Origin of the sequence: Pseudomonas sp. DY-1, from assembly GCF_003626975.1 — a bacterium.
Classification (GTDB): Bacteria; Pseudomonadota; Gammaproteobacteria; order Pseudomonadales; family Pseudomonadaceae; genus Metapseudomonas.
In genome coordinates, this window is sequence record NZ_CP032616.1 from 2,386,551 (window position 1) to 2,406,679 (window position 20,129).

Annotated in this window: 21 protein-coding genes and 2 pseudogenes; 10 read left to right on the plus strand and 13 right to left on the minus strand. The window is 62.7% G+C overall.

What is annotated here, in order from left to right; genetic code table 11:
- Window positions 1–155 precede the first annotated feature (155 nt).
- Window positions 156–1,193, minus strand: coding sequence for a haloacid dehalogenase-like hydrolase (locus D6Z43_RS11375; protein WP_371924417.1), 1,038 nt, complete (start codon window positions 1,191–1,193; stop codon window positions 156–158).
- Between the two features lie 238 nt (window positions 1,194–1,431).
- Here D6Z43_RS11375 and D6Z43_RS11380 point away from each other — a divergent pair, with 238 nt between their 5' ends.
- Window positions 1,432–2,409: a zinc-dependent alcohol dehydrogenase family protein gene (locus D6Z43_RS11380; protein WP_120652153.1), complete on the plus strand. Its 978-nt coding sequence runs from the start codon at window positions 1,432–1,434 to the stop codon at window positions 2,407–2,409.
- 164 nt (window positions 2,410–2,573) lie between these two features.
- Here D6Z43_RS11380 and D6Z43_RS28345 read toward each other — a convergent pair.
- The 3 genes and pseudogenes from D6Z43_RS28345 to D6Z43_RS11390 all read right to left on the minus strand — a co-directional run.
- Window positions 2,574–2,825, minus strand: a pseudogene (locus D6Z43_RS28345) (DUF1294 domain-containing protein); the annotation flags it as partial.
- A 105-nt stretch (window positions 2,826–2,930) separates the two neighbouring features.
- Window positions 2,931–3,035, minus strand: a pseudogene (locus D6Z43_RS28350) (DUF4124 domain-containing protein); the annotation flags it as partial.
- A gap of 2 nt (window positions 3,036–3,037) precedes the next feature.
- Window positions 3,038–4,369 (minus strand): DEAD/DEAH box helicase, encoded by a 1,332-nt coding sequence (locus D6Z43_RS11390; protein WP_120652157.1) that lies wholly within the window; start codon window positions 4,367–4,369, stop codon window positions 3,038–3,040.
- A 138-nt stretch (window positions 4,370–4,507) separates the two neighbouring features.
- On the opposite strand from D6Z43_RS11390, the gene D6Z43_RS11395 reads away from it, so the two are divergent.
- Both D6Z43_RS11395 and D6Z43_RS11400 read left to right on the plus strand, forming a co-directional pair.
- The gene (locus tag D6Z43_RS11395) at window positions 4,508–5,053 is read left to right on the plus strand and encodes a dihydrofolate reductase family protein (protein WP_120652159.1); all 546 of its coding nucleotides are present in this window, start codon (window positions 4,508–4,510) and stop codon (window positions 5,051–5,053) included.
- Window positions 5,050–5,451, plus strand: coding sequence for an NUDIX domain-containing protein (locus D6Z43_RS11400; protein WP_120652161.1), 402 nt, complete (start codon window positions 5,050–5,052; stop codon window positions 5,449–5,451). Before D6Z43_RS11395 ends, D6Z43_RS11400 begins: the two co-directional genes overlap by 4 nt.
- On the opposite strand, the gene rarD is transcribed toward D6Z43_RS11400, so the two are convergent.
- The 3 genes from rarD to D6Z43_RS11415 form a co-directional block, all read right to left on the minus strand.
- Window positions 5,422–6,318: an EamA family transporter RarD gene (gene rarD, locus D6Z43_RS11405; protein ID WP_120652163.1), complete on the minus strand. Its 897-nt coding sequence runs from the start codon at window positions 6,316–6,318 to the stop codon at window positions 5,422–5,424. The genes D6Z43_RS11400 and rarD overlap by 30 nt on opposite strands.
- 314 nt (window positions 6,319–6,632) lie before the next feature.
- Window positions 6,633–7,232 carry an FMN-dependent NADH-azoreductase gene (locus D6Z43_RS11410; RefSeq protein WP_120652165.1) on the minus strand — a complete coding sequence of 200 codons (600 nt, stop codon included), beginning with the start codon at window positions 7,230–7,232 and terminating at the stop codon, window positions 6,633–6,635.
- A gap of 162 nt (window positions 7,233–7,394) precedes the next feature.
- Complete coding sequence (locus tag D6Z43_RS11415) at window positions 7,395–7,709, minus strand: 3-phosphoglycerate kinase (RefSeq protein ID WP_120652167.1); 315 nt, start codon at window positions 7,707–7,709, stop codon at window positions 7,395–7,397.
- Window positions 7,710–7,818: 109 nt separating this feature from the next.
- On the opposite strand from D6Z43_RS11415, the gene D6Z43_RS11420 reads away from it, so the two are divergent.
- From D6Z43_RS11420 to D6Z43_RS11445, 6 genes are all read left to right on the plus strand, one after another.
- The gene (locus tag D6Z43_RS11420) at window positions 7,819–8,745 is read left to right on the plus strand and encodes a LysR family transcriptional regulator (protein ID WP_120652169.1); all 927 of its coding nucleotides are present in this window, start codon (window positions 7,819–7,821) and stop codon (window positions 8,743–8,745) included.
- 13 nt (window positions 8,746–8,758) lie between these two features.
- Window positions 8,759–9,568 carry an alpha/beta fold hydrolase gene (locus tag D6Z43_RS11425; RefSeq protein WP_120652171.1) on the plus strand — a complete coding sequence of 270 codons (810 nt, stop codon included), beginning with the start codon at window positions 8,759–8,761 and terminating at the stop codon, window positions 9,566–9,568.
- Complete coding sequence (locus tag D6Z43_RS11430) at window positions 9,562–10,116, plus strand: peptidylprolyl isomerase (RefSeq protein WP_120652173.1); 555 nt, start codon at window positions 9,562–9,564, stop codon at window positions 10,114–10,116. The genes D6Z43_RS11425 and D6Z43_RS11430 overlap by 7 nt, the downstream gene beginning before the upstream one ends.
- A 58-nt stretch (window positions 10,117–10,174) precedes the next feature.
- Window positions 10,175–12,007, plus strand: coding sequence for an ABC transporter ATP-binding protein (locus D6Z43_RS11435; protein WP_120652175.1), 1,833 nt, complete (start codon window positions 10,175–10,177; stop codon window positions 12,005–12,007).
- A gap of 141 nt (window positions 12,008–12,148) precedes the next feature.
- Complete coding sequence (locus D6Z43_RS11440) at window positions 12,149–12,415, plus strand: DUF2790 domain-containing protein (RefSeq protein WP_120652177.1); 267 nt, start codon at window positions 12,149–12,151, stop codon at window positions 12,413–12,415.
- Between the two features lie 249 nt (window positions 12,416–12,664).
- Entirely contained in the window at window positions 12,665–12,949 is a 285-nt protein-coding gene (locus D6Z43_RS11445; RefSeq protein WP_120652179.1) for a DUF2790 domain-containing protein, read from the plus strand.
- Here D6Z43_RS11445 and D6Z43_RS11450 read toward each other — a convergent pair whose 3' ends face one another.
- The 5 genes from D6Z43_RS11450 to D6Z43_RS11460 all read right to left on the minus strand — a co-directional run bounded on the left by D6Z43_RS11450 (window position 12,950) and on the right by D6Z43_RS11460 (window position 15,623).
- The gene (locus tag D6Z43_RS11450; protein ID WP_120652181.1) at window positions 12,950–14,077 is read right to left on the minus strand and encodes a GNAT family N-acetyltransferase; all 1,128 of its coding nucleotides are present in this window, start codon (window positions 14,075–14,077) and stop codon (window positions 12,950–12,952) included.
- 102 nt (window positions 14,078–14,179) lie between these two features.
- On the minus strand, window positions 14,180–14,296 hold the full coding sequence (ccoM, locus tag D6Z43_RS28560) for a cytochrome c oxidase subunit CcoM (protein WP_280359762.1): 117 nt from the start codon (window positions 14,294–14,296) through the stop codon (window positions 14,180–14,182).
- Between the two features lie 239 nt (window positions 14,297–14,535).
- Complete coding sequence (locus D6Z43_RS27905; RefSeq protein ID WP_162945836.1) at window positions 14,536–14,691, minus strand: hypothetical protein; 156 nt, start codon at window positions 14,689–14,691, stop codon at window positions 14,536–14,538.
- Window positions 14,691–15,284 (minus strand): alpha-ketoglutarate-dependent dioxygenase AlkB, encoded by a 594-nt coding sequence (locus D6Z43_RS11455; RefSeq protein WP_120652183.1) that lies wholly within the window; start codon window positions 15,282–15,284, stop codon window positions 14,691–14,693. Before D6Z43_RS11455 ends, D6Z43_RS27905 begins: the two co-directional genes overlap by 1 nt.
- 42 nt (window positions 15,285–15,326) lie before the next feature.
- Window positions 15,327–15,623, minus strand: coding sequence for an aspartate-semialdehyde dehydrogenase (locus tag D6Z43_RS11460; protein ID WP_120652185.1), 297 nt, complete (start codon window positions 15,621–15,623; stop codon window positions 15,327–15,329).
- Window positions 15,624–15,778: 155 nt separating this feature from the next.
- On the opposite strand from D6Z43_RS11460, the gene rapA reads away from it, so the two are divergent.
- Complete coding sequence (gene rapA / locus D6Z43_RS11465; protein WP_120652187.1) at window positions 15,779–18,628, plus strand: RNA polymerase-associated protein RapA; 2,850 nt, start codon at window positions 15,779–15,781, stop codon at window positions 18,626–18,628.
- 85 nt (window positions 18,629–18,713) lie between these two features.
- On the opposite strand, the gene D6Z43_RS11470 is transcribed toward rapA, so the two are convergent.
- Complete coding sequence (locus D6Z43_RS11470) at window positions 18,714–20,042, minus strand: MFS transporter (RefSeq protein ID WP_120652189.1); 1,329 nt, start codon at window positions 20,040–20,042, stop codon at window positions 18,714–18,716.
- Between the last annotated feature and the right edge of the window lie 87 nt (window positions 20,043–20,129).

Genomic DNA, 20,129 nt, shown 5'->3' on the forward strand with positions numbered 1-20,129 from the left:
GAGCAAGGCCCGGCAGGGTAGCAGCCATGCCACACGGCTTCACTGTCCAGGCAGGACAGGCGGATTCACCAATCAAGCCGACAGGAGTGACTCTAGTGCATGAAACGAAGCGGCCGCCCGAAGGCGGCCGCTGCAGAATGATCGTGAACTGGCTGTCACTGGATCTCTTCGGGCACCACCACTACCCAGTTCTTGTCCGCCGTCACCGGCAGCCCTTGCTTGGCCTGGGCCTCGGCATTGCGCTTCTGCATCGCAGTGATCTGGTCCATGTACTTGGCCTTGCGATTGATCCAGAGGTTGATGCCGCCTTTGGCCACGTCAGTGCCGTGGAACATCATGTAGCCGTCGCTGATCGGCGTGTCGCCAGCGACCAGGATGGGTTTCTTCCACTCGTCGATGTAACTGAGGATGGCCGCGTACTTGCCAGACATCCAGGTAGCAGGAGTCCAGAGATACGGGGTCAGTTCCAGGTCTAGGTTGGCTTTCTCGTCATACTTGCCATCGGTGATCTGCATGCGGCTGGTGGTCACGGCACCACTCTTGCGGTCCTTCAACAGGGTGGTGACGCCGATGACGTTCTGCGGTTTGACGTTGTAGCCGTACTTCGGGTCCGAGGCGACCATGCGCACCAGCTCTTCGAGGGCCGCAGTCATGATGTATACCTCGATGCCGTTCTCGCTGAGCTTGTTCATCAACTCCTTCTGCCCGGTGAATATCTTCGGCGGGTTGATCTCGATGGACTTCACCTCATCCCCTTCGTAATAAGTGGAGGGAATCGGCTTGCCATAGGCCATCAGCTCATCGACGTACCCCTTCAGTTCACGCAGGGTGAAACCGGAGAACACTTGGGCGACCCAGGGATAGCAGACCAGATCGTCCACTTCGCAGAGCCGGTAGTAGTAGCTGTTCAGGCTTTCCTTGTGGCCCTTCACGTCCTTGAAAGGGATCAGCTTGAGCGAAGGATCGAGCTTTTCGCGGGTGAGCACGCCCTTCATCTCCAGGAACGGAAGCAGGGACTCCTCCAGGTCGTAGCGATAGCTCGTGTTGTCCATGTCGAACACGGCGAAGTTGCCTTGGTTGGCATGCTTGGCGATCAGTGCATCCAACTGCTTGGCGGCCGGCTCCGGCCAGTGCTTCAACTCGGTGGCGGCCTGGGCGGCTCCAGCCAGGCCTATGGACAGCACAACGGACATCAGTGTCTTGGCGATCTTCATCTTCTTGTTCCCTCGATGATTTGCGTGAGCGTGAGGAAGCCCCGAATCCTGCTTCGCCGCCGAACCTAGCAAAGGCGCTGCCTGTGGCCAGCCTCAGAACGACCTCCAGCGTCTTCATCGCGCCATCCAATCAGCCGTGGGAATAATGCTGGATTCAGTCGCCCTCGCCCGCCTGCGGCTAGACTCAACCTCCCCTCAAGCCGCCAGGAGAAGCGTCATGCTCAAAGCCGAATACAAGACCCGTGGCCCGGTGCCTCAGGATGTGATCGAGGCAGTGGAACTGGAACTCCCGCCGGTGGCCGCCGGCCAGGCGCTGGTGAAAGTACTGGCAGCCCCCATCAACCCGTCCGACGTGCTCACCCTCACTGGGGAATACGGCATGCTGCCACCACTGCCCGCCATCGGCGGTAACGAAGGCGTTGGCGAAGTGCTCGAAGTGGCCGCCGACGTGACGGGCCTCAAGCCCGGCCAGACCGTGCTGCTGCCGGTGGGCTGCGGCACCTGGCGCACGCATCTGGTCGCCGACGCCAAACAACTGATCCCGTTGCCCAGTGCCGATCCGCAGCAACTGGCGATGCTCACCGTCAATCCGCCCACCGCCTACCTGATGCTGCGCGACTTCGTCGACCTGCAGCCGGGCGACTGGGTGATCCAGAACGCCGCAAACTCGGGAGTGGGTAGCTACCTGGTCCAGTTGGCTAAGATTCGCGGATTGAAAACCATCAACGTGGTACGCCGCGAATCGGCGGTGGCCGGCGTGCAGGCCGAAGGCGGTGACGTGGTGCTGGTGGACGGCCCCGACCTGCCCAAGCGCGTCCGTGAAGCCACGAGCGGCGCACCGGTGAAACTGGGCATCGACGCGGTAGGCGGCGCCTCCACGGACCACCTCGCGGCCAGCCTGGCCGAAGGCGGCGTGCTGGTGAACTACGGTCGCATGAGTGGCGAGCCCTGCCAGGTGAACCCCGGTTCCTTCGTGTTCCGTGATGTGACCCTGAAGGGCTTCTGGCTGGCTCGCTGGTTCCGCCAGGCGACCCCGCAGCAGCAGATGCAGTTGTTCGGCGAACTGATCCAGCTAATAGCCACCGGCAAGCTCAAGGCGCGAATTGCCGCGACCTACGACATCAGCCGGATCAAGGAAGCCGTTGCCGCAGCAGCCGCGGGCGAACGAGACGGGAAGATCGTGCTGGTGCCCTAAGACGCCCCCTCGCCCAAGCCCTCTCCCCACTAGTGGGCGAGGGCGCGGTACGTGCCTTACCCGCACCTCGACGCTTTGCTTGTAGGGGCCAATTCATTCGCCAAGCGGGCCGCAGGTCCGCCGGGCTCGCCTCAATGCAACGCCCAGCACCCCAGCAATCCCAGATGCAAGGCCACGATCAGCCAGAACTTCACCTGGTAGGCGACCTTGCGGTTCTTGTGGCGGATCAACCTCTGGGCCAGCAGGCCGCCCGGCCAGCCGCCGAGGAGTTCGTACAGGTGAAGGCGGAATTCGGGAGTGCGTTGCGCTCCGGCCCTGGCGAATCGCTTGTCGCGCCAATAGGCAACGAAGCAGACCAGACTCATGAGCGCGTAGGTGAGCAGTAGCAGCTGCCACAGGCTGAGGCCATCCAGCCATGGAACAACCTGGCGAACGCTGGATTCGGCATGCTGCAGCAATCCCGTTACAGCTCCCGGATCGCCGCTCGCCAAGGGTTGCGAAGCATCTAGAGAAGCGCAGCCACGATCGGTGTACTGCACCACCCCATCAGGCTGTACGCAGCGATAGACCTCAGCCGATGCCGGGATCGCCGCGGGCAGCGAAGCCAAGGCGGCGACCCTACGCATCGTTACTCCGCAGCCGGTTTCTTGCGCTTGAGCGGCGCCAGACCGTCGTTGCTGACCACGCGAGATTCCTCGCGAGGCTTGCTCGGCTTGCGCTTGGGCGCGGCGGCTTTGGCAGGCGCTTTCTTGTCGCCCTTCTTGTCGGTCTTTTTCTTCTTGACGCCAGCGGCCTTGCCGGATGCCTTGACCTTCTTCGGACCGGTGTAGGTGCCTTTCAGCTCCTTGATGACCCGTCGCTCGAAAGTCTGCTTGAGGTAACGCTCGACGCTGGACATCAGGTTCCAGTCGTTGTGACAGATCAGCGAGATCGCCAGGCCCTCGCCACCGGCACGACCGGTACGGCCAACACGGTGTACGTACTCGTCGCCGGAGCGCGGCATGTCGAAGTTGATCACCAGGTCCAGGCCTTCGATGTCCAGGCCACGGGCGGCGACATCCGTCGCCACCAGCACCTTGGTGCCGCCCTGCTTCACGCGGTCGATGGCCAGCTTGCGGTCCTTCTGGTCCTTGTCGCCATGGAGCACGAAGGCCTTGTAACCGCCAGCCACCAAATGGCCGTACAGGCGATCGGCCTGGACGCGGGTGTTGGTGAAAATGATTGCCTTCTGGTAGGTCTCGTTGGCCAGCAGCCAGCGCGCCAGCTGTTCCTTGTGCTCAGGATGGTCGGCCGTGATGATCTGATGACGAGTGCCTTCGCTGAGCTGGTCGATGCTGTTCAGGCGCAGGTGCAGCGGATCGCGCAGCACCTTGTTGGCCACTTCGCGCAGGGCGTTGCCGCCGGTGGTGGCGGAGAACAGCAGGGTCTGGTCGCGGTTGCTGCACAGCTCGGTGATGCGCTGCATGTCTTCGGCGAAGCCCATGTCGAGCATGCGGTCAGCCTCGTCCAGTACCAGCACTTCCACTTCACGCAAGTCGAGGCTACCGGCATTGAGGTGCTCGATCAGGCGCCCAGGGGTGGAAATCAGGACGTCCGGCAGCTTGCGCAACAGCGCGGCCTGCACCTTGAAGTCTTCGCCGCCGGTAACCAGGGCGGACTTGATGAAGGTGAACTGGGAGAAACGCTCCACTTCCTTCAAGGTCTGCTGGGCCAACTCGCGGGTCGGCAGCAGGATCAGCGAGCGGATGCGTTCGCGCGGCTTGGCCTCGCCGATCAGTCGGTTGAGCAACGGCAGGACGAAGGCGGCGGTCTTGCCGCTACCGGTCTGGGCAGTCACCCGCAGGTCGCGCCCTTCCAGGGCAGGCGGAATGGCCGCCACCTGCACCGGAGTCGGCTCGACGAATTTGAGTTCGGCAACGGCCTTGAGCAGACGTTCGTGCAGGGCGAATTGGGAAAACACAGGACTACCTCGATCGAAAGCGTAAACAGCTGCATAGGTTACCCGGAGTTGCGAGCAAACGCCCGATTTCCGAGCGATACAGCGACGGAATCGCCAAGCGGGCATAGGCTTTTCCCACCTGTTTTCCGGAGCCTCGTCATGCGCGCAGCGCTGATCTACTACGTAGCCGCCAGCCTTGACGGATATATTGCCCGTCCCGATGGCAGCGTCGACTGGCTGGAACCGATCGAGGCCTCGGGAGACGACCACGGCTTCCAGGCGTTCTACGACAGCGTCGACGGCCTGCTGATGGGACGAGCAACCTACGAAACCATCCTGGCCTTCGGCGGTGACTGGCCCTACCCGAGCAAGCCCTGCATCGTGCTGACCCGTAGCGACATGTCTCCCGCAGCGCCAGCGGTGCAGATCAGCCACGACACGCCAGCCCAGGCCATCGAGCAACTGACCACCGCCGGCTGCAAACGAATCTGGCTGGTGGGAGGTGGTTCGCTGGCGGGGACCTGCTACTCTGCCGGGCTGCTCGACGAACTGGTGGTCAGCTTCATACCGCTGCTTCTGGGCGCGGGTATCCCGATGTTCGCCACCGGCCTCGGGCGCCGCCTCCAGCTTCGCGAGCAGCGCAGCTTTCCCACCGGCGTGGTGCAGCTGCACTACCAACTCCTGCCGGAAGCCGAGACACCATGACCACCCTGAATATCGCCGCCGCATGCCTGCTGGACCCACAAGACCGCCTGCTGCTGGTGCGCAAGCGTGGCACCCATGCGTTCATGTTGCCGGGCGGCAAGCGCGAGGACGGCGAAAGTCCGCTGCAGGCGCTGCAGCGTGAACTATGGGAAGAGCTGCAATTGCGACTTGACGCATCAGCCCTGAATCCACTGGGCCGTTTCCACGCGCCAGCCGCCAACGAAGCGAACACCTGGGTGGACGCAGAAATCTTCGTCGCCCGTCTGCCCCACGGCGTGGAAGCGGCGGCCGAACTGGAAGAACTGGCCTGGTTCGAACCCGGCGAGCCTCAACCGGAGAACCTCGCCCCACTGCTGCGGGACCACGTGCTACAGGCCTTGTCGGGCCTGCTTGCGTAACAGCTTGGCGCTATCCCAGCCAATCAGCAGCACTGCCAGCCAGATCGGCAGGTAGGTCCAGAGCTGTGCGGGATTGAACGGTTCACCGAGGAAGGCCACTGCCACCGCGAACAGCAGCACCGGTTCCACGTAACTGAGAATCCCGAACAATCCAAGCGGGAGAAGTCGACTGGACGCCATCATCGCCGCAAAAGCCAGGGTGCCCAGTAACCCCAGACCGGGAATGAGCCACCAGAGTTGCGGCGCCTGGCTGAAAGCACCCGGCGGTGAGAAGTTCAGGATCAGCCAGATGGCCAGTGGCGCCAGCACCGCCATTTCCAGGATGAAACCGGACAATGCATCCAGCTTCATCCAGCGACGCAGCATGAAATACGGCGGATAACCCAGGGCGGTGACCAGGGTCAGCCAGGAAAACGCTCGCGTCAGCCAGAACTCGTGCAGCACCCCGATCAACGCAAAGATCACCGCCAGCAACTGCAGCGGCCGAAGGTGCTCGGCATAGAACACTCGCCCTGCCACCACCATCGCCAGGGGCAACAGGAAATAGCCAAGGGAAACCTCCAGCATCCGCCCCTGCAGGGGCGCCCAGAGGAAAAGCCCCCATTGCAGGCCGATCAGCACCGCCGCGAGCGGCAACGACGCCAACAGCAAGGGTTCACGACGCAGACGCCCGAGCACGTTGACAAAGGTGGACCACTGGCGCGTCAGCGCCAGCATCAGGAGCACTACCGGAATCGACCAGAGCACGCGCTGGGCGAAAATCTGCACGCCATCGAGCGGCGCCAGCTCCCGCACGTATCCGGGCATCAGGGCAAACAGGACGGACGCCGTCAGCGACAGCGCAACACCTCGACCGGACAGCCTCATGGCCGCCTCAGCAGGCAGGAAAGGGAGTGGAGCGAAATCATCTGGGGCCTCGCAAAGCAGCCGGCGAACATACGCCTTCCTTGCCGCGAGCGGAAGCTTATCAAGGGCGAAATCTGACCATCCGGGCAGGGCCGCCGCCCGCATTGTTGAAAACGGCATTGCGCCCTACCGGTGGAGGCGAACTCATTCGCCATCGAGGCCGACGACCTCCCCCAGACACCAACAAAAAAGCCCGACCTGTATCAGGCCGGGCAGGCAAGGTGCGCGCACGGAGCGTCAGCGCACCTGGAGGGAGCGAGGAGCGACGCGGTGAATCAGGCCACCTGGGCCAGTTGCGCCTTGGCCGAAGCCAGGCCTTTCTCCTGGAACTCGTTGCCCATGTTCAGCCCTTCGGCATGGATGAAGATCACGTCATGGATCCCGATGAAGCTCATGGCTTGGCGCAGATAGGGCTCCTGATGGTCCAGGGGGCTGCCGGAGTAGATGCCACCGCGAGCAGTCAGGACGAAAGCGCGTTTGCCGGTGAGCAGGCCTTTCGGGCCGGTTTCGGTGTACTTGAAAGTAACGCCAGCGCGCAGCACATGATCCAGCCAGGACTTCAGAGTGCTGGGGATGGCGAAGTTGTACATGGGAGCGGCCATTACCAGTACGTCGGCAGCCAGGAGTTCCTCGGTCAGCAGGTTGGAGCGCTGCAGGGAGGCTTTCTCACTGTCGCTCTGCTGGTCCGCGGGCTTCATCCAGCCACCCAGCAGGTCGGCGTCCAGGTGCGGTACCTGATCGACGGCGAGGTCGCGAACGGTAATTTCATCGGCCGGATGGGCGGCTTGCCAATTGGCGATGAAGTCCTGGGTGAGTTGGCGGGAAACGGAACCTTGCTGACGGGCGCTGCTTTCGATGACGAGTACACGGGACATTTGGGGCTACCTCCATCGGGGGGTTGATTGCGTCGATGGGGCGCAGATTATTTCGACAAGAATCGATTAAAAAGCGTAAATATCCGCTTCTAAGTATCAAGAAATTTGATTTGTAGCAGGAAGGGCACTAGGCTGCTTGCTGTGCCCGAATCCGCGCCCCGACTACTTGGGATTGCAGGTCAGCTTGATCCGCAGCTTGATAATCGCGCGGTTGAAGTTGGCCGTCAGGTAGGCGCTTTTGCCACTCTCGATGACAGCCTTGCGCACTTTGGGAGTCTCGGGTCCGTTGACGAACACCACCTTGCACTCTGCCGTGGTTCCACCGACGTTCTGGATGTTGATGGCGGCCAGGTTGTTGTCGATGTCCGTGGTGTCGTAGACGAGCTCGGCGCCGTTGTACTGCTTCTCCACTTCGATGGGGTAAGCGAAAGCCAGGGTTGGCAACACGACGAGCAAGGCACAGCACAGTTTTTTCATGGGCGATCTCCAGTGCAGAGAACGCCAGCTTAACAGAGCGCCGCAAGCGGAATCAGCGCCATGAGCGCGCGCAATCTGCCGGCATAAGCAGCTAGAGGAGCAGCTCCGCATGAAAGCCCCGCGCGTGACACTGGACCAGTGGCGAACCCTGCAAGCGGTCGTGGACCACGGCGGCTTCGCCCAGGCAGCCGAAGCGACCCACCGCTCGCAATCCTCGGTCAGCTATACCGTTGCGCGGATGCAGGAGCAGTTGGGTGTGCCCCTGTTGCGCATCGAAGGGCGCAAGGCGGTGCTGACCGAAGCCGGCGAAGTGCTGCTGCGCCGCTCGCGGCAACTGGTCAAGCAAGCCAGCCAGCTCGAAGAACTCGCCCACCATATGGAGCAGGGCTGGGAAGCCGAAGTGCGCCTGGTGGTGGACGCAGCGTATCCCAACGCCCGCCTGGTGCGTGCCCTCACCGCTTTCATGCCGCAAAGCCGGGGCTGCCGCGTGCGCCTGCGCGAGGAAGTACTGTCCGGCGTCGAGGAAGTGCTGCTGGAAGGCTCAGCCGACCTCGCAATCACCACGCTGGATATCCAGGGCTACCTGGGGGCCGGACTCTGCTCGGTGGAGTTCGTCGCCGTCGCTCACCCAGACCACCCTCTGCATCGTTTGCAGCGGGAGATCAGCTTCCAGGACCTGGAAAGCCAGTTGCAGGTGGTAATCCGCGACACCGGCCGCACCCAGCCGCGCAACGTCGGCTGGCTGGGCGCGGAACAGCGCTGGACGGTTGGCAGCCTGTCCACGGCCGCCAACTTCGTCAGCAGCGGACTGGGTTTCGCCTGGCTGCCACGACATCTCATCGAACGGGAAATAAAGGAAGGGCAGCTCAAGCCGCTTCCCATGGAACAGGGCGGTAGCCGCCACCCCGCGTTCTATCTATATGCCAACAAGGACAAGGCCCTGGGGCCGGCGTCGCAGATCCTGGTCGAACTGATCAAGACCTTCGACTCCGCGCCGCTGGACGCCCCCTTCGCCGCGCCACTTTCCAGCGTCTGACAGGAGTCCACGCATGTCCTACTTCGATAACGACGGTTGCCAACTGCACTACGAGGACTACGGCCGCGGCATGCCGGTCTTGCTGATTCACGGTCTCGGCTCCAGCACCCGCGATTGGGAATACCAGGTCCCTGCCCTGGCCGCCCACTATCGGGTAATCGTCATCGATGTGCGCGGCCACGGCCGCTCCGACAAGCCCAATGAGCGCTACAGCATCGCCGCCTTCGCCGATGACGTGACGGCGCTGATCGAGCACCTCAAGCTGATCGACGTGCATCTGGTCGGCATCAGCATGGGCGGGATGATCGGTTTCCAGCTCGCCGTCGATCACCCGGAACTGCTGCGCAGCCTGACCATCGTCAACAGCGGTCCCGAGGTGAAACCCCACTCGCCGAAGGAGTACCTGGAAATCGCCAAGCGCTGGACCCTTTCGCGCCTGCTCAGCCTCGATAGCATCGCCAAGGCTCTCGGCGGCCTGTTGTTCCCGTTGCCCGAGCAGGCTGACCTGCGCCGCAAGATCGAAGAACGCTGGCCGCAGAACGACAAACGCGCCTACCTTTCCGCGCTGAACGCCATCATTGGCTGGGGCGTACGCGATCGCCTGCAGCGCATCAAGTGCCCAACACTGGTGATCACCGCCGACCGTGACTACACCCCGGTCGCCAAGAAAGAGACGTATGTGAAGGAACTACCGAACGCGCGCCTGGTGGTCATCAAGAATTCCCGCCATGCCACCCCACTCGATCAACCCGAACGTTTCAACACCACCCTGCTCGACTTCATTGCTGAAGTGGAGCGCAAAAAGGACCAAATCCCATGCTGAAGAAACTCGTCCTGGGCGCCTGCGCCCTGTTCGTCTCCCTGAGCCTGATGGCCGCCGACAAGCCCCATGTGCTTCTGACCACCAGTGCTGGGGAAATCGAGGTGGAACTGGAAGCCGACAAGGCCCCTGTCAGCGTGAAGAATTTCCTCGACTACGTGGATGCCGGGTTCTACAACGGCACCGTGTTCCATCGCGTGATCCCTGGTTTCATGATCCAGGGTGGCGGCTTCGATACCGACATGAGCCAGAAGGACACCCGTGACCCGATCAAGAACGAAGCCGACAACGGCCTGCGCAACCTGCGTGGCACCCTCGCCATGGCTCGTACCCAGGCGGTGAATTCGGCCACCAGCCAGTTCTTCATCAACCACAACGACAACGCCTTCCTCGACCACGGCAGCCGCGACTTTGGCTATGCGGTGTTCGGCAAGGTAGTGCGTGGTATGGATGTAGTGGACCAGATCGCCAATGTGCCCACCGGCAATCGCGGCATGTTCCAGAACGTACCGCTGCAGCCGGTAGTGATTCTCTCCGCCAAGCGGCTCTGACGCTCTCGACCCGGGAAGGAAGCCCGGGTCGACCGCTTATCCTTCGGATGGATTCGCCATGCTATTCCAACGCTTCGAGCGTCTGATCGACGTCTTTCGTCAGGCGCCAGACGAAATGCCGCCGCGCAGCGTCCTGCGCTTCTACGTCTATTACCTGCGCCAGGTATGGCCGATCTTCAGCGCCCTGCTGCTGGTGGGGCTGATCGTTGCCCTGATCGAAGTGGCACTGTTCAGCTTCCTCGGCCGCCTCGTCGACCTGGTCCAGGCCACGCCGGTGGGAGAACTCTTCCAGCGGCATGGTGCAGAACTGGCCTGGATGGCCGTGGTGACACTGATCCTGCGACCGCTGTTCAACAGCCTGCACGATCTGCTGGTGCACCAGAGCATCACGCCCGGGCTGACCAACCTGATCCGCTGGCAGAACCACCGCTACGTGCTGAAACAGAGCCTAGGCTTCTTCCAGAACGACTTCGCCGGGCGCATCGCCCAGCGCATCATGCAGACCGGCAACTCCCTGCGCGACTCGGCGGTGCAAGCGGTGGACGCCCTCTGGCACGTGCTGATCTATGCGATCAGTTCCCTGGTGTTGTTCGCCGAGGCCGACTGGCGCCTGATGATTCCCCTGGTGCTGTGGATAGCCAGCTACCTCTATGCGCTCTACTACTTCGTGCCGCGAGTGAAGCAGCGCTCCGTGGAATCCTCCGATTCCCGCTCGCGGCTGATGGGGCGCATTGTCGACGGCTACACCAACATCGCCACCCTCAAGCTCTTCGCCCATACCCGCGAGGAAGAGGACTACGCCCGAGAAGCCATCGGCGACCAAACCCGGAAGAGCCAGGCGATGGCGCGAGTGATCACCGCCATGGACGCCACCGTGACCATCATGGGCGGCCTGCTGATCGTCAGCACCTGCGGCCTGGCCCTGTGGCTTTGTAACCAGGGTCTGATCAGCGTCGGCGCCATTGCCCTGGCCACCGGGCTGGTGATCCGCATCATCAGCATGTCCGGCTGGATCATGTGGGTGGTCACCGGCATCTTCGACAACATCGGCCAGGTACAGGACGGCATGCAGACCATCGCCGTGCCGCGCCAGGTGACCGACCACCCGAACGCTGCACCGCTGCGGGTAGAGCGAGGCGAAGTGCGTTTCGAGCACATCGCCTTCCACTACGGCAAGGGCAGCGGAGTGATCGAGGGCCTGGACCTGGTGGTGCGGCCTGGCGAGAAGATCGGTCTGGTCGGCCCCTCCGGTGCCGGCAAGTCGACCCTGGTCAACCTGCTGCTGCGACTTTACGACCTGGAAAGCGGACGCATCCTCATCGACGGCCAAGACATCGCCCAGGTAACCCAGGAAAGCCTGCGGGCTCAGATCGGCATGGTCACCCAGGACACCTCGCTGCTGCACCGTTCGATCCGCGACAACCTGCTCTATGGCCGCCCCGGCGCCAGCGATGCCGAACTGCTGGATGCGGTGCAAAAGGCCCGCGCCGGCGAATTCGTCCCACAGCTTTCGGACGCCAACGGTCGGCGCGGCTTCGACGCCCATGTCGGCGAACGCGGCGTAAAGCTCTCCGGCGGCCAGCGCCAGCGCATCGCCATTGCCCGCGTGCTGCTCAAGGACGCCCCCATCCTGATCCTCGACGAGGCCACCTCTGCACTGGACTCTGAAGTGGAAGCCGCCATTCAGGAAAGTCTGGAAACGCTCATGCACGGCAAGACGGTCATCGCCATCGCCCACCGTCTGTCCACCATCGCGCGCATGGATCGCCTGGTGGTGCTGGACAAGGGGCGAATAGTGGAAAGCGGCAGTCACTCGCAGTTGCTGGAGTGCGGTGGTCTCTACGCGCGGCTCTGGCAGCACCAGACCGGAGGGTTCGTCGGCGTGGAATGAGTACCAGCCGCGTCGCTCCATCGACGCGGCTGATCTCTAATACAAGGCGCTTCGATTTCAACCTGGCGCATCTGGCTGGTCATATGGACCCCGTATCCGGTTTCACCTCAAACCCACCATGGAACCCGAGAGGATCAGCCCATGAAGATCGCATCCGCCGTCAGCGCCGTGCTCGCCAGCCTCGCTCCAAGTGTGTTCGCCCAGGACCACCATCGTGACGTAGGCGCCGGCATTCCCGCAGTCGACTATCACTACGGCATGGAACTGGACGTGCAGCGCGTCCTTTATCGCACCGACGCAACACAGCGTGCAGGCGTGGTTCCGGTAACCATGGTCTACGAGGACAGCCAGGGCGACCTGCACAAGGTTCGTTTCCTCGAATGGGGCAGCCATACCAGCAACAGCTGAGAAAAATGAGCCGGGCGCCCCTTCTCCGGGTACCCGGCTTCTCGTACATGGCACCGCGGTACGAGGTAGACCACGATCAATTTTTTCAGGAACTGCGACAAACGGTCGCAACCCCTCAAGCTTGGGCAATTGCGAATGATCAAAAAACGCTCAGACGAGGCACTCGGATCGTGGGCGCTGAACTAACCGTTTTCAGTCGGTCAGATTAAGTCCCTTGTAAGCGAAACCCAACAGAGGAAAACAAGCCTTATGAAAATGGCCTCGGTTGTAAGCGCCCTGCTCACTAGCCTCGCGCCCAGCGTATTCGCCCAGGATGGCCCCCAGAATCAAGGCTCCGGCATCGCGCCGGTGGATTACCACTACGGGATGGAAGTCGATATCCAGAAAGTGCTGCACCGCACCGACACCTCCCAGAAGACCGGTGTAGTGCCCGTCACGCTCGTCTACGAAGACAGCGAGGGCGAAGTCCACAAGCTCCGCTTCCTCGAGTGGGGTGGCAGCACCGCCACTCCCGACCTCCCCCAGATCGGCTGATCAATCCTGCCGATATGGCAGCAAGCCTCGCGCCTCCTCGGCGTAGGCCAGCACGCCAACCCGCTCCTGCACTAGGAAATCACCCACAGCAGCCCGCAAGCCGGGGTGGGCGAGCCAGTGCCAGGAGCGGGTGATCACTGGCTCGAATCCCCGAATCAATTTGTGCTCGCCCTGAGCACCCGCATCGAAGCGCTGCAGACCCGTGGCTATCGCCTGATCGATTCCCTGGTAGAAACAGGTTTCGAAATGCAGCCTGTCGAACTCCGCCAGACAACCCCAATATCGCCCGTAGAGGGTGTCTCCGCCCTGTAGCGAAAATGCCATGGCCACTGGCCGGCCTGCCTGCAGCGCCAACACCACGTGAATGGCTTGCGGCATCCGCTCCGCCAGCAGGCTGAAGAAGGTTCGCGTCAGGTATGGCGCCTGGCCCCGCACCCGGTAGGTGTTGGCATAGCAGGCGTAAACGAAATCCCAATCCGCTTCATCCAACTCCCGGCCTTGGCGCCACTGGAACTCGATCCCCTGCCCCGCTACTTGTTCGCGCTCTTTGCGGATCTGCTTGCGCTTGCGTGAACTCAACGCGTCGAGGAAATCCTGGAAATCCCGGTACCCGTGGTTGCGCCAGTGAAACTGGCAACCCAAGCGCTCCAACCAGCCTTCGCGCCCGCGCAAATGGTGGTCGGCAAAAGAGTCGGTGAAGTTGATATGCAGTCCGGACAAATTGTCAGTGGCTACATCGACGACTACCGCATCAAGCAGTTCGCTCGCTGCGGCGTCATTCACCGCCAGCACGCGCGCGCCTCCCACCGGGGTAAAGGGCACGGCCGCTAACAACTTGGGGTAATAGGGGATGCCCGCGCGCTGGCAGGCATCGGCCCAGGCCCAGTCGAATACGTATTCGCCATAGGAATGGCTCTTCAGGTAAGCCGGCAACGCGGCACGCAACTCGCCCTTCGATCCGCGCAGCAAGTGGTGGGCAGGATGCCATCCGCTGCGACCACCCACGCTGCCGCTTTCTTCAAGGGTGGATAAAAAGGCGTGGCGCACGAATGGCTGATCGTCCGGCAGAAGGGCATCCCACTGCTGCGGGTCGAGTTCATTGAGGCGGGAAAGGGGCTGGATCGACATGGCGCCAGTCTGGCGCGGGCTGCGGAGGAAGAAAAGTGGGGACAAAAAAATGGGCGACCGAAGTCGCCCGAGGTGCCTTGCGTGCCTGTAAACCCAGAAAACTCAACGCGGCTTGCGTTTGTGCGAGTCCTTCCAGATGAAGTAACCAACACCGGCGAAGAAAGCGACCATGAGACCGACGGTGCCTATACCGGCGAGAACCACTGTATCGACGAACATGATCTGCCTCCTGCGTTGTGGCGTTGTTGCTTCGATGGGTTCAAGTTACCCGCACGGCAGGGAGGAGAAATTGATCTGGATCAATAGCCCTGGAGCGCCCGCGGCAAGCCTGCCAGGGCACTGATCCAAGTCAATTTTCGGAGCATCTGGCAGGAAGCGGGAGGGGCAAAACGAACAGTGGGAGCGAATTCATTCGCGAATGAATTCGCTCCCACAATGGGCAGGAAAAGGAGCGGTTCTCAGCGTTTCTTCGGTTTCTTCGGCTTCTTGCCCTTGGACAGTGGCATGGCTTGTTCGAAGGCCTTGCGCATGTCGTTCAGACGCTTGTCGTGGACGTCATGGATGCGCTTGTCGCGCTCGGCGCCGAAATCGATCAGGTTGTCGTCGTTGCTCATCAGCGAATCCATCGGAAGGTGAGGTTGAGACGGGGGGCGCAAGCGGTACGGGTCTTCGCCACCTGGTGCTGCCAATGATGCTGTGTCGGCCCACTCATGACCAGTAGTGCGCCATGGCCAAGTTCCAGGGAATGTTCGATGCGATTGCCACCCTTGCGCCGCAGGTCGAAGCGACGGGTGCCGCCCAGGTTGAGCGAGGCGACCAACGGATTGCGGCCAAGCTCGGGCTCGTCATCGCTGTGCCAGCCCATGGAGTCCTGACCGTCACGATAGTAGTTGAGCAGCACGCCATTCAGGGGCTGCCCCACCGCCGCCACGATCCGCGCGCGAATCTCCGCCAGCAACGGCGTCCAGGGCAGCGGCTCGTGGGTCAGGCCGGAATAGCGGTAGCTGGCCTCGGCATCACCGTACCAGGCCACCAATCGGGGAACCGGATAAAAGCGGCCATGCAGATGAACCTGTGGCTGCTCCCAGGCAGTCTCGGCCACCAAACGCGCCAGCCAGTCACTGGCCACGTCCGGAGAAAGGAAGTGTGGCTCGTAGTGCAGCTCGGCGTTTGGCAACTGAAGGGGAATATCGTCGAACAGATCCACCGGTATAGGCTTCAGGAATCAAGACGCCTCATTTTGCGCGCCTCAGACCTCCACATCCACCCATAGCCCCTGACGTGGCAGCTCCTGGAGAACGGCCTGATCTTCCTCGGCGACCTCTCCGGCCGCCAGTTCCTGGGGCGAATAACCTCTCCGCTGACGACGACGCTGCTCTTCGCGCAGCAGTTCCTCGGCCTCCTGGGGATGGCGCTTGTCCAGGCCCACGGCGCTTTCCTGCGCACTCTCCTGCATGGGAGTGACGGGCGCGATGTCAGGACGCGGCTTGACCACGTCCTGTTGGGCCGTGACGGGGACCAGGCCCTGCGGAATGGGTGGCAACATGATCGCGCCCTCCTTTGGTCAGTCTGTCGGCCACTTGGGGGGTTTCTTTACCGGCGCTCGCTAAACTTCTGCGGATATACGGCCCGTATCCGGCGTCGCCCTGCGCCTTCGGTTCCGTTAACATACGCGGCTTTTTTCAATTCAGGGAGACACGCATGGCGCAGCAGTATCAACCGGGGCAACGCTGGATCAGTGACAGCGAAGCAGAGCTTGGGCTCGGAACCATCCTGACATCGGATGGCCGGCTGCTCACCGTGCTCTACCCGGCCACTGGCGAGACCCGCCAGTACGCGCTGCGCAATGCGCCGCTGACCCGCGTGCGCTTCGCTCCGGGCGACGAGATCACCCACTTCGACGGCTGGAAGCTCAATGTCCAGGAAGTCGAAGATATCGATGGGCTGTTGATCTATCACGGCATCACTGCCCAGAACGAACCTCGCATCCTCCCGGAAACCCAGCTGAACAACTTCATCCAGTTCCGCCTGGCCAACGATCGCCTGTTCGCCGGGCAGATCGACCCGCACAAGTGGTTCGCCCTGCGCTACCACACGCTGGAACACCGCTCGCGCCTGCTGCAATCCTCCCTCTGGGGTCTGTCCGGCGCCCGCGCCCAGCCGATCGCCCACCAGTTGCACATTGCTCGTGAGGTAGCCGACCGCGTTGCGCCGCGCGTACTGCTGGCCGACGAAGTAGGCCTGGGCAAGACCATCGAAGCCGGCCTCGTCATCCACCGCCAGCTCATCTCCGGCCGCGCCAGCCGGGTACTGATCCTGGTACCGGAGAACCTCCAGCACCAATGGCTGGTAGAAATGCGCCGTCGCTTCAACCTGCAGGTCGCCCTGTTCGATGCCGAACGCTTCGCCGAGAGCGATGCCAGCAACCCCTTCGAAGACAGCCAGTTGGCTCTCGTGTCCCTGGAGTGGCTCAAGAGCAGCGACCGCGCCCAGGATGCAGCCTTTGCCGCCGGCTGGGACCTGCTGGTCGTCGACGAAGCGCACCACCTGGTGTGGCATCCGGAGCAGGCCAGCCCTGAGTACCGTCTTGTGGAGCAATTGGCCGAGGTCATCCCCGGTGTCCTGCTGCTCACCGCCACCCCGGAACAGCTGGGTCTGGAAAGCCACTTCGCGCGCCTGAGACTGCTGGACCCGAGCCGTTTCCACGACCTGGAGGCCTTCCGTGCGGAAAGCGCCAACTATCGCCAGGTGGCCGAAGCCGTCCAGGAACTGCTGGACCAGGGCCGCCTGAGCGCCAAGGCCGAAGCAACCATCAAGGGCTTCCTCGGCGAAGAAGGCGAAGGTCTGCTGCACGCCCTTGCCGGTGGCGACGAAGAAGCCGCACCACGCCTGGTGCGCGAGTTGCTCGACCGTCATGGCACTGGCCGCGTGCTGTTCCGCAACACCCGCGCCGCCGTGCAGGGCTTCCCCGAGCGCCAGCTGCACCCCTACCCGCTGCCCAACCCGGTCGAGTACATGGAGCTGCCTATCGGCGAGCACCCTGATCTCTACCCGGAAGTCAGCTTCCAGTCCCAGCAGGACAACAGCGACGAAACCGAACGCTGGTGGCGCTTCGATCCGCGCGTCGAATGGCTCATCGACACCCTGAAGATGCTGAAGAAGTTCAAGGTGCTGGTGATCTGTGCCCACGCGGAAACCGCCCTGGACCTGGAAGACGCGCTGCGCGTGCGCTCCGGCATCCCGGCTACCGTATTCCACGAAGGCATGAGTATCCTCGAGCGCGATCGCGCCGCCGCCTACTTCGCGGACGAGGAATTCGGTGCCCAGGTGCTGATCTGCTCTGAAATCGGCTCCGAGGGCCGCAACTTCCAGTTCGCCCATCATCTGGTGCTGTTCGACCTGCCGGCCCATCCGGACCTGCTGGAACAACGCATCGGCCGCCTCGACCGGATCGGCCAGAAACACACCATCCAACTCCATGTGCCCTATCTGGAAACCAGTCCGCAGGAGCGCCTGTTCCAGTGGTACCACCAGGCATTGAACGCCTTCCTCGCCACCTGCCCTACCGGCAGCGCCATCCAGCACAAGTTCGGACCGCGTCTGCTGCCGATGCTCGAAGGGGGTGATGACAGCGCCTGGGATGCCCTGGTGAGCGAAGCCGAAGCCGAGCGCAAACGCCTGGAAGGTGAAATGCACAACGGCCGCGACCGCTTGCTGGAACTCAACTCCGGTGGTGCCGGCGAAGGCGAGCGCCTGGTCGAGGACATTCTCGACCAGGACGACCAGTTCGCCCTGCCTCTTTATATGGAGTCTCTGTTCGAAGCCTTCGGTGTCGACAGTGAAGACCACTCCGAGAATGCTCTGGTGCTCAAGCCTGGCGAGAAGATGCTGGACGCCGGCTTCCCCCTCGGCGACGACGAAGGCGTGACCGTCACCTACGACCGCGACCAGGCCCTGTCCCGCGAGGACATGCAATTCCTCACCTGGGAACATCCCATGGTGCAGGGCGGCATGGACCTGGTGCTCTCCGGCTCCATGGGCAACACCGCGGTGGCGCTGATCAAGAACAAGGCGCTCAAGCCCGGCACCGTGCTGCTGGAACTGCTCTATGTCAGCGAAGCCGTCGCCCCGCGTGCCCTGCAACTGAGCCGCTTCCTGCCACCCAAGGCCCTGCGCTGCCTGCTGGATGGCAACGGTAACGACCTGGCGTCCAAGGTGGCCTTCGACACCCTCAACGACCAATTGGAAAGCGTGCCGCGCGGCAGCGCCAACAAATTCGTCCAGGCCCAGCGCGACGTGCTCGCAGCGCAAATCAACGCCGCCGAAGCCAAGATCGCCCCGCGCCATGCCGAGCGCGTTGCCGAAGCCAAGCGCCGTCTGAAGGCCGAACTGGACGAAGAACTGGCCCGCCTCACCGCACTTCGGGCGGTCAACCCGAGTGTGCGCGACAGCGAGCTGGAAGCCGTCCGCCACCAGCGTGACGAAGGCCAGCAACTGCTGGACAAGGCCGCGCTGCGATTGGAGTCGATCCGGGTGCTGGTAGCGGGGTAATTGGCCGGTCCACTCCCCCACAGGAGAGAACCCCACTAACAAGAAGGCCCGTAGAAATGCGGGCCTTCTTGCTTACGGAGTACTGTCAGGCCGCGGCTGCCACCATCCCCTGGCGCATGTTCGCCGCATCGCGCACGAAGCAGCGTGCCGCCTGGCACAGCGCCAGCATGGTCAGGGTGAGTGCCACCGGCACCAGGAACATTGCGTTATGCAGCCCCACGGCCTTGAACGTCTCGTTCATTTCGCTGGCACCGGCCGCCAGCATCGCCGCCTGGGAGTAATGGTCCGACAGCAGCCCCACCACTACCGGGCCGAGACCGCCGCCGAGCAGGTAGAGACCGGCAAAGAACAGCGCCATCGCGGTAGCCCGCAGGCGCGGCTCCACCACATCCTGGATGGCGGTGTAGACGCAGGTATAGAAGTTGTAGGCGAACAGCCAGCCCAGGCTGAACACTCCTACGAACAGGCCGATCTCGATGCGTCCGGCGAACAGGGCATAGCCAGTGCAGACAGCCGCCACCGCCATGCTGAATGCCGCCAGCAGAAGACGGCCACGTTCAGACTTCTGATGCACTTTATCCGCCACCCAGCCCCCCAGGGTCAGGCCAACCAATCCGGTCAGGCCGGTAATGATGCCGGTGGCGACTGCCGCCTGCTCGAGGGGCATCAGGAAGTAGCGCTGCAGCATCGGCACCATGAAGGAGTTGGTGGCGTAAGTGGCGAAGTTGTAGGTCAGGCCCGCAACGGTCAGCCACCAGAATGTGCGGATCGCCAGCACCCGGCGTAGCGGCTTGTCCATTGGGGTTGCAGTGGACACCTGCACAGCCTCGGCGGCGCCACGGGCAGGTTCCTTGATGAAGAACATGAAGATCGCCAGGATGATCCCTGGCACAGCGGCGATGAAGAACGGCGCACGCCAACTGTCGAAGGCCTTCACCATCGCACCGATGGTAAAGAACGCCAGCACCAGCCCCAGCGGCAAGCCCAGCATGAAGATGCCCATGGCACGGGCACGCTTGTGGGCGGGGAAAAGATCACCGATCAACGAGTTGGCAGCCGGCGCGTAGCTGGCCTCGCCAATGCCCACCCCCATGCGTACCAGCAGGAAGCTCCAGAAGTTCCAGGCCAGGCCGTTCACGGCCGTCAGGCCGCTCCACACCGCCAGGCCCCAGCCCATGATCTTCCTCCGCGCGCCAGTGTCGGCCATGCGTCCAAGCGGCACGCCAGCTATCGCATAAACCAGGGTGAAGGCAGTGCCGATCAAGCCCAGCTGGAAATCGCTCAGGCTCCACTCGTGGCGCACCGGCTCGATGATGATGGCCGGGATGGTCCGGTCGAAGAAATTGAAGAGGTTGGCCAGAAAAAGCAGGAAGAGCACGCGCCAGGCATTGGCCGCTTGAAGAGATTGCTGCATGAGTCGGTCTCGTTGTTGTTGTAAGGCGCCCGGATAACCGCAAGCCGGGGTCCAGGCTGCAATCTAGAGCGTGCGGCCGGCCACTGT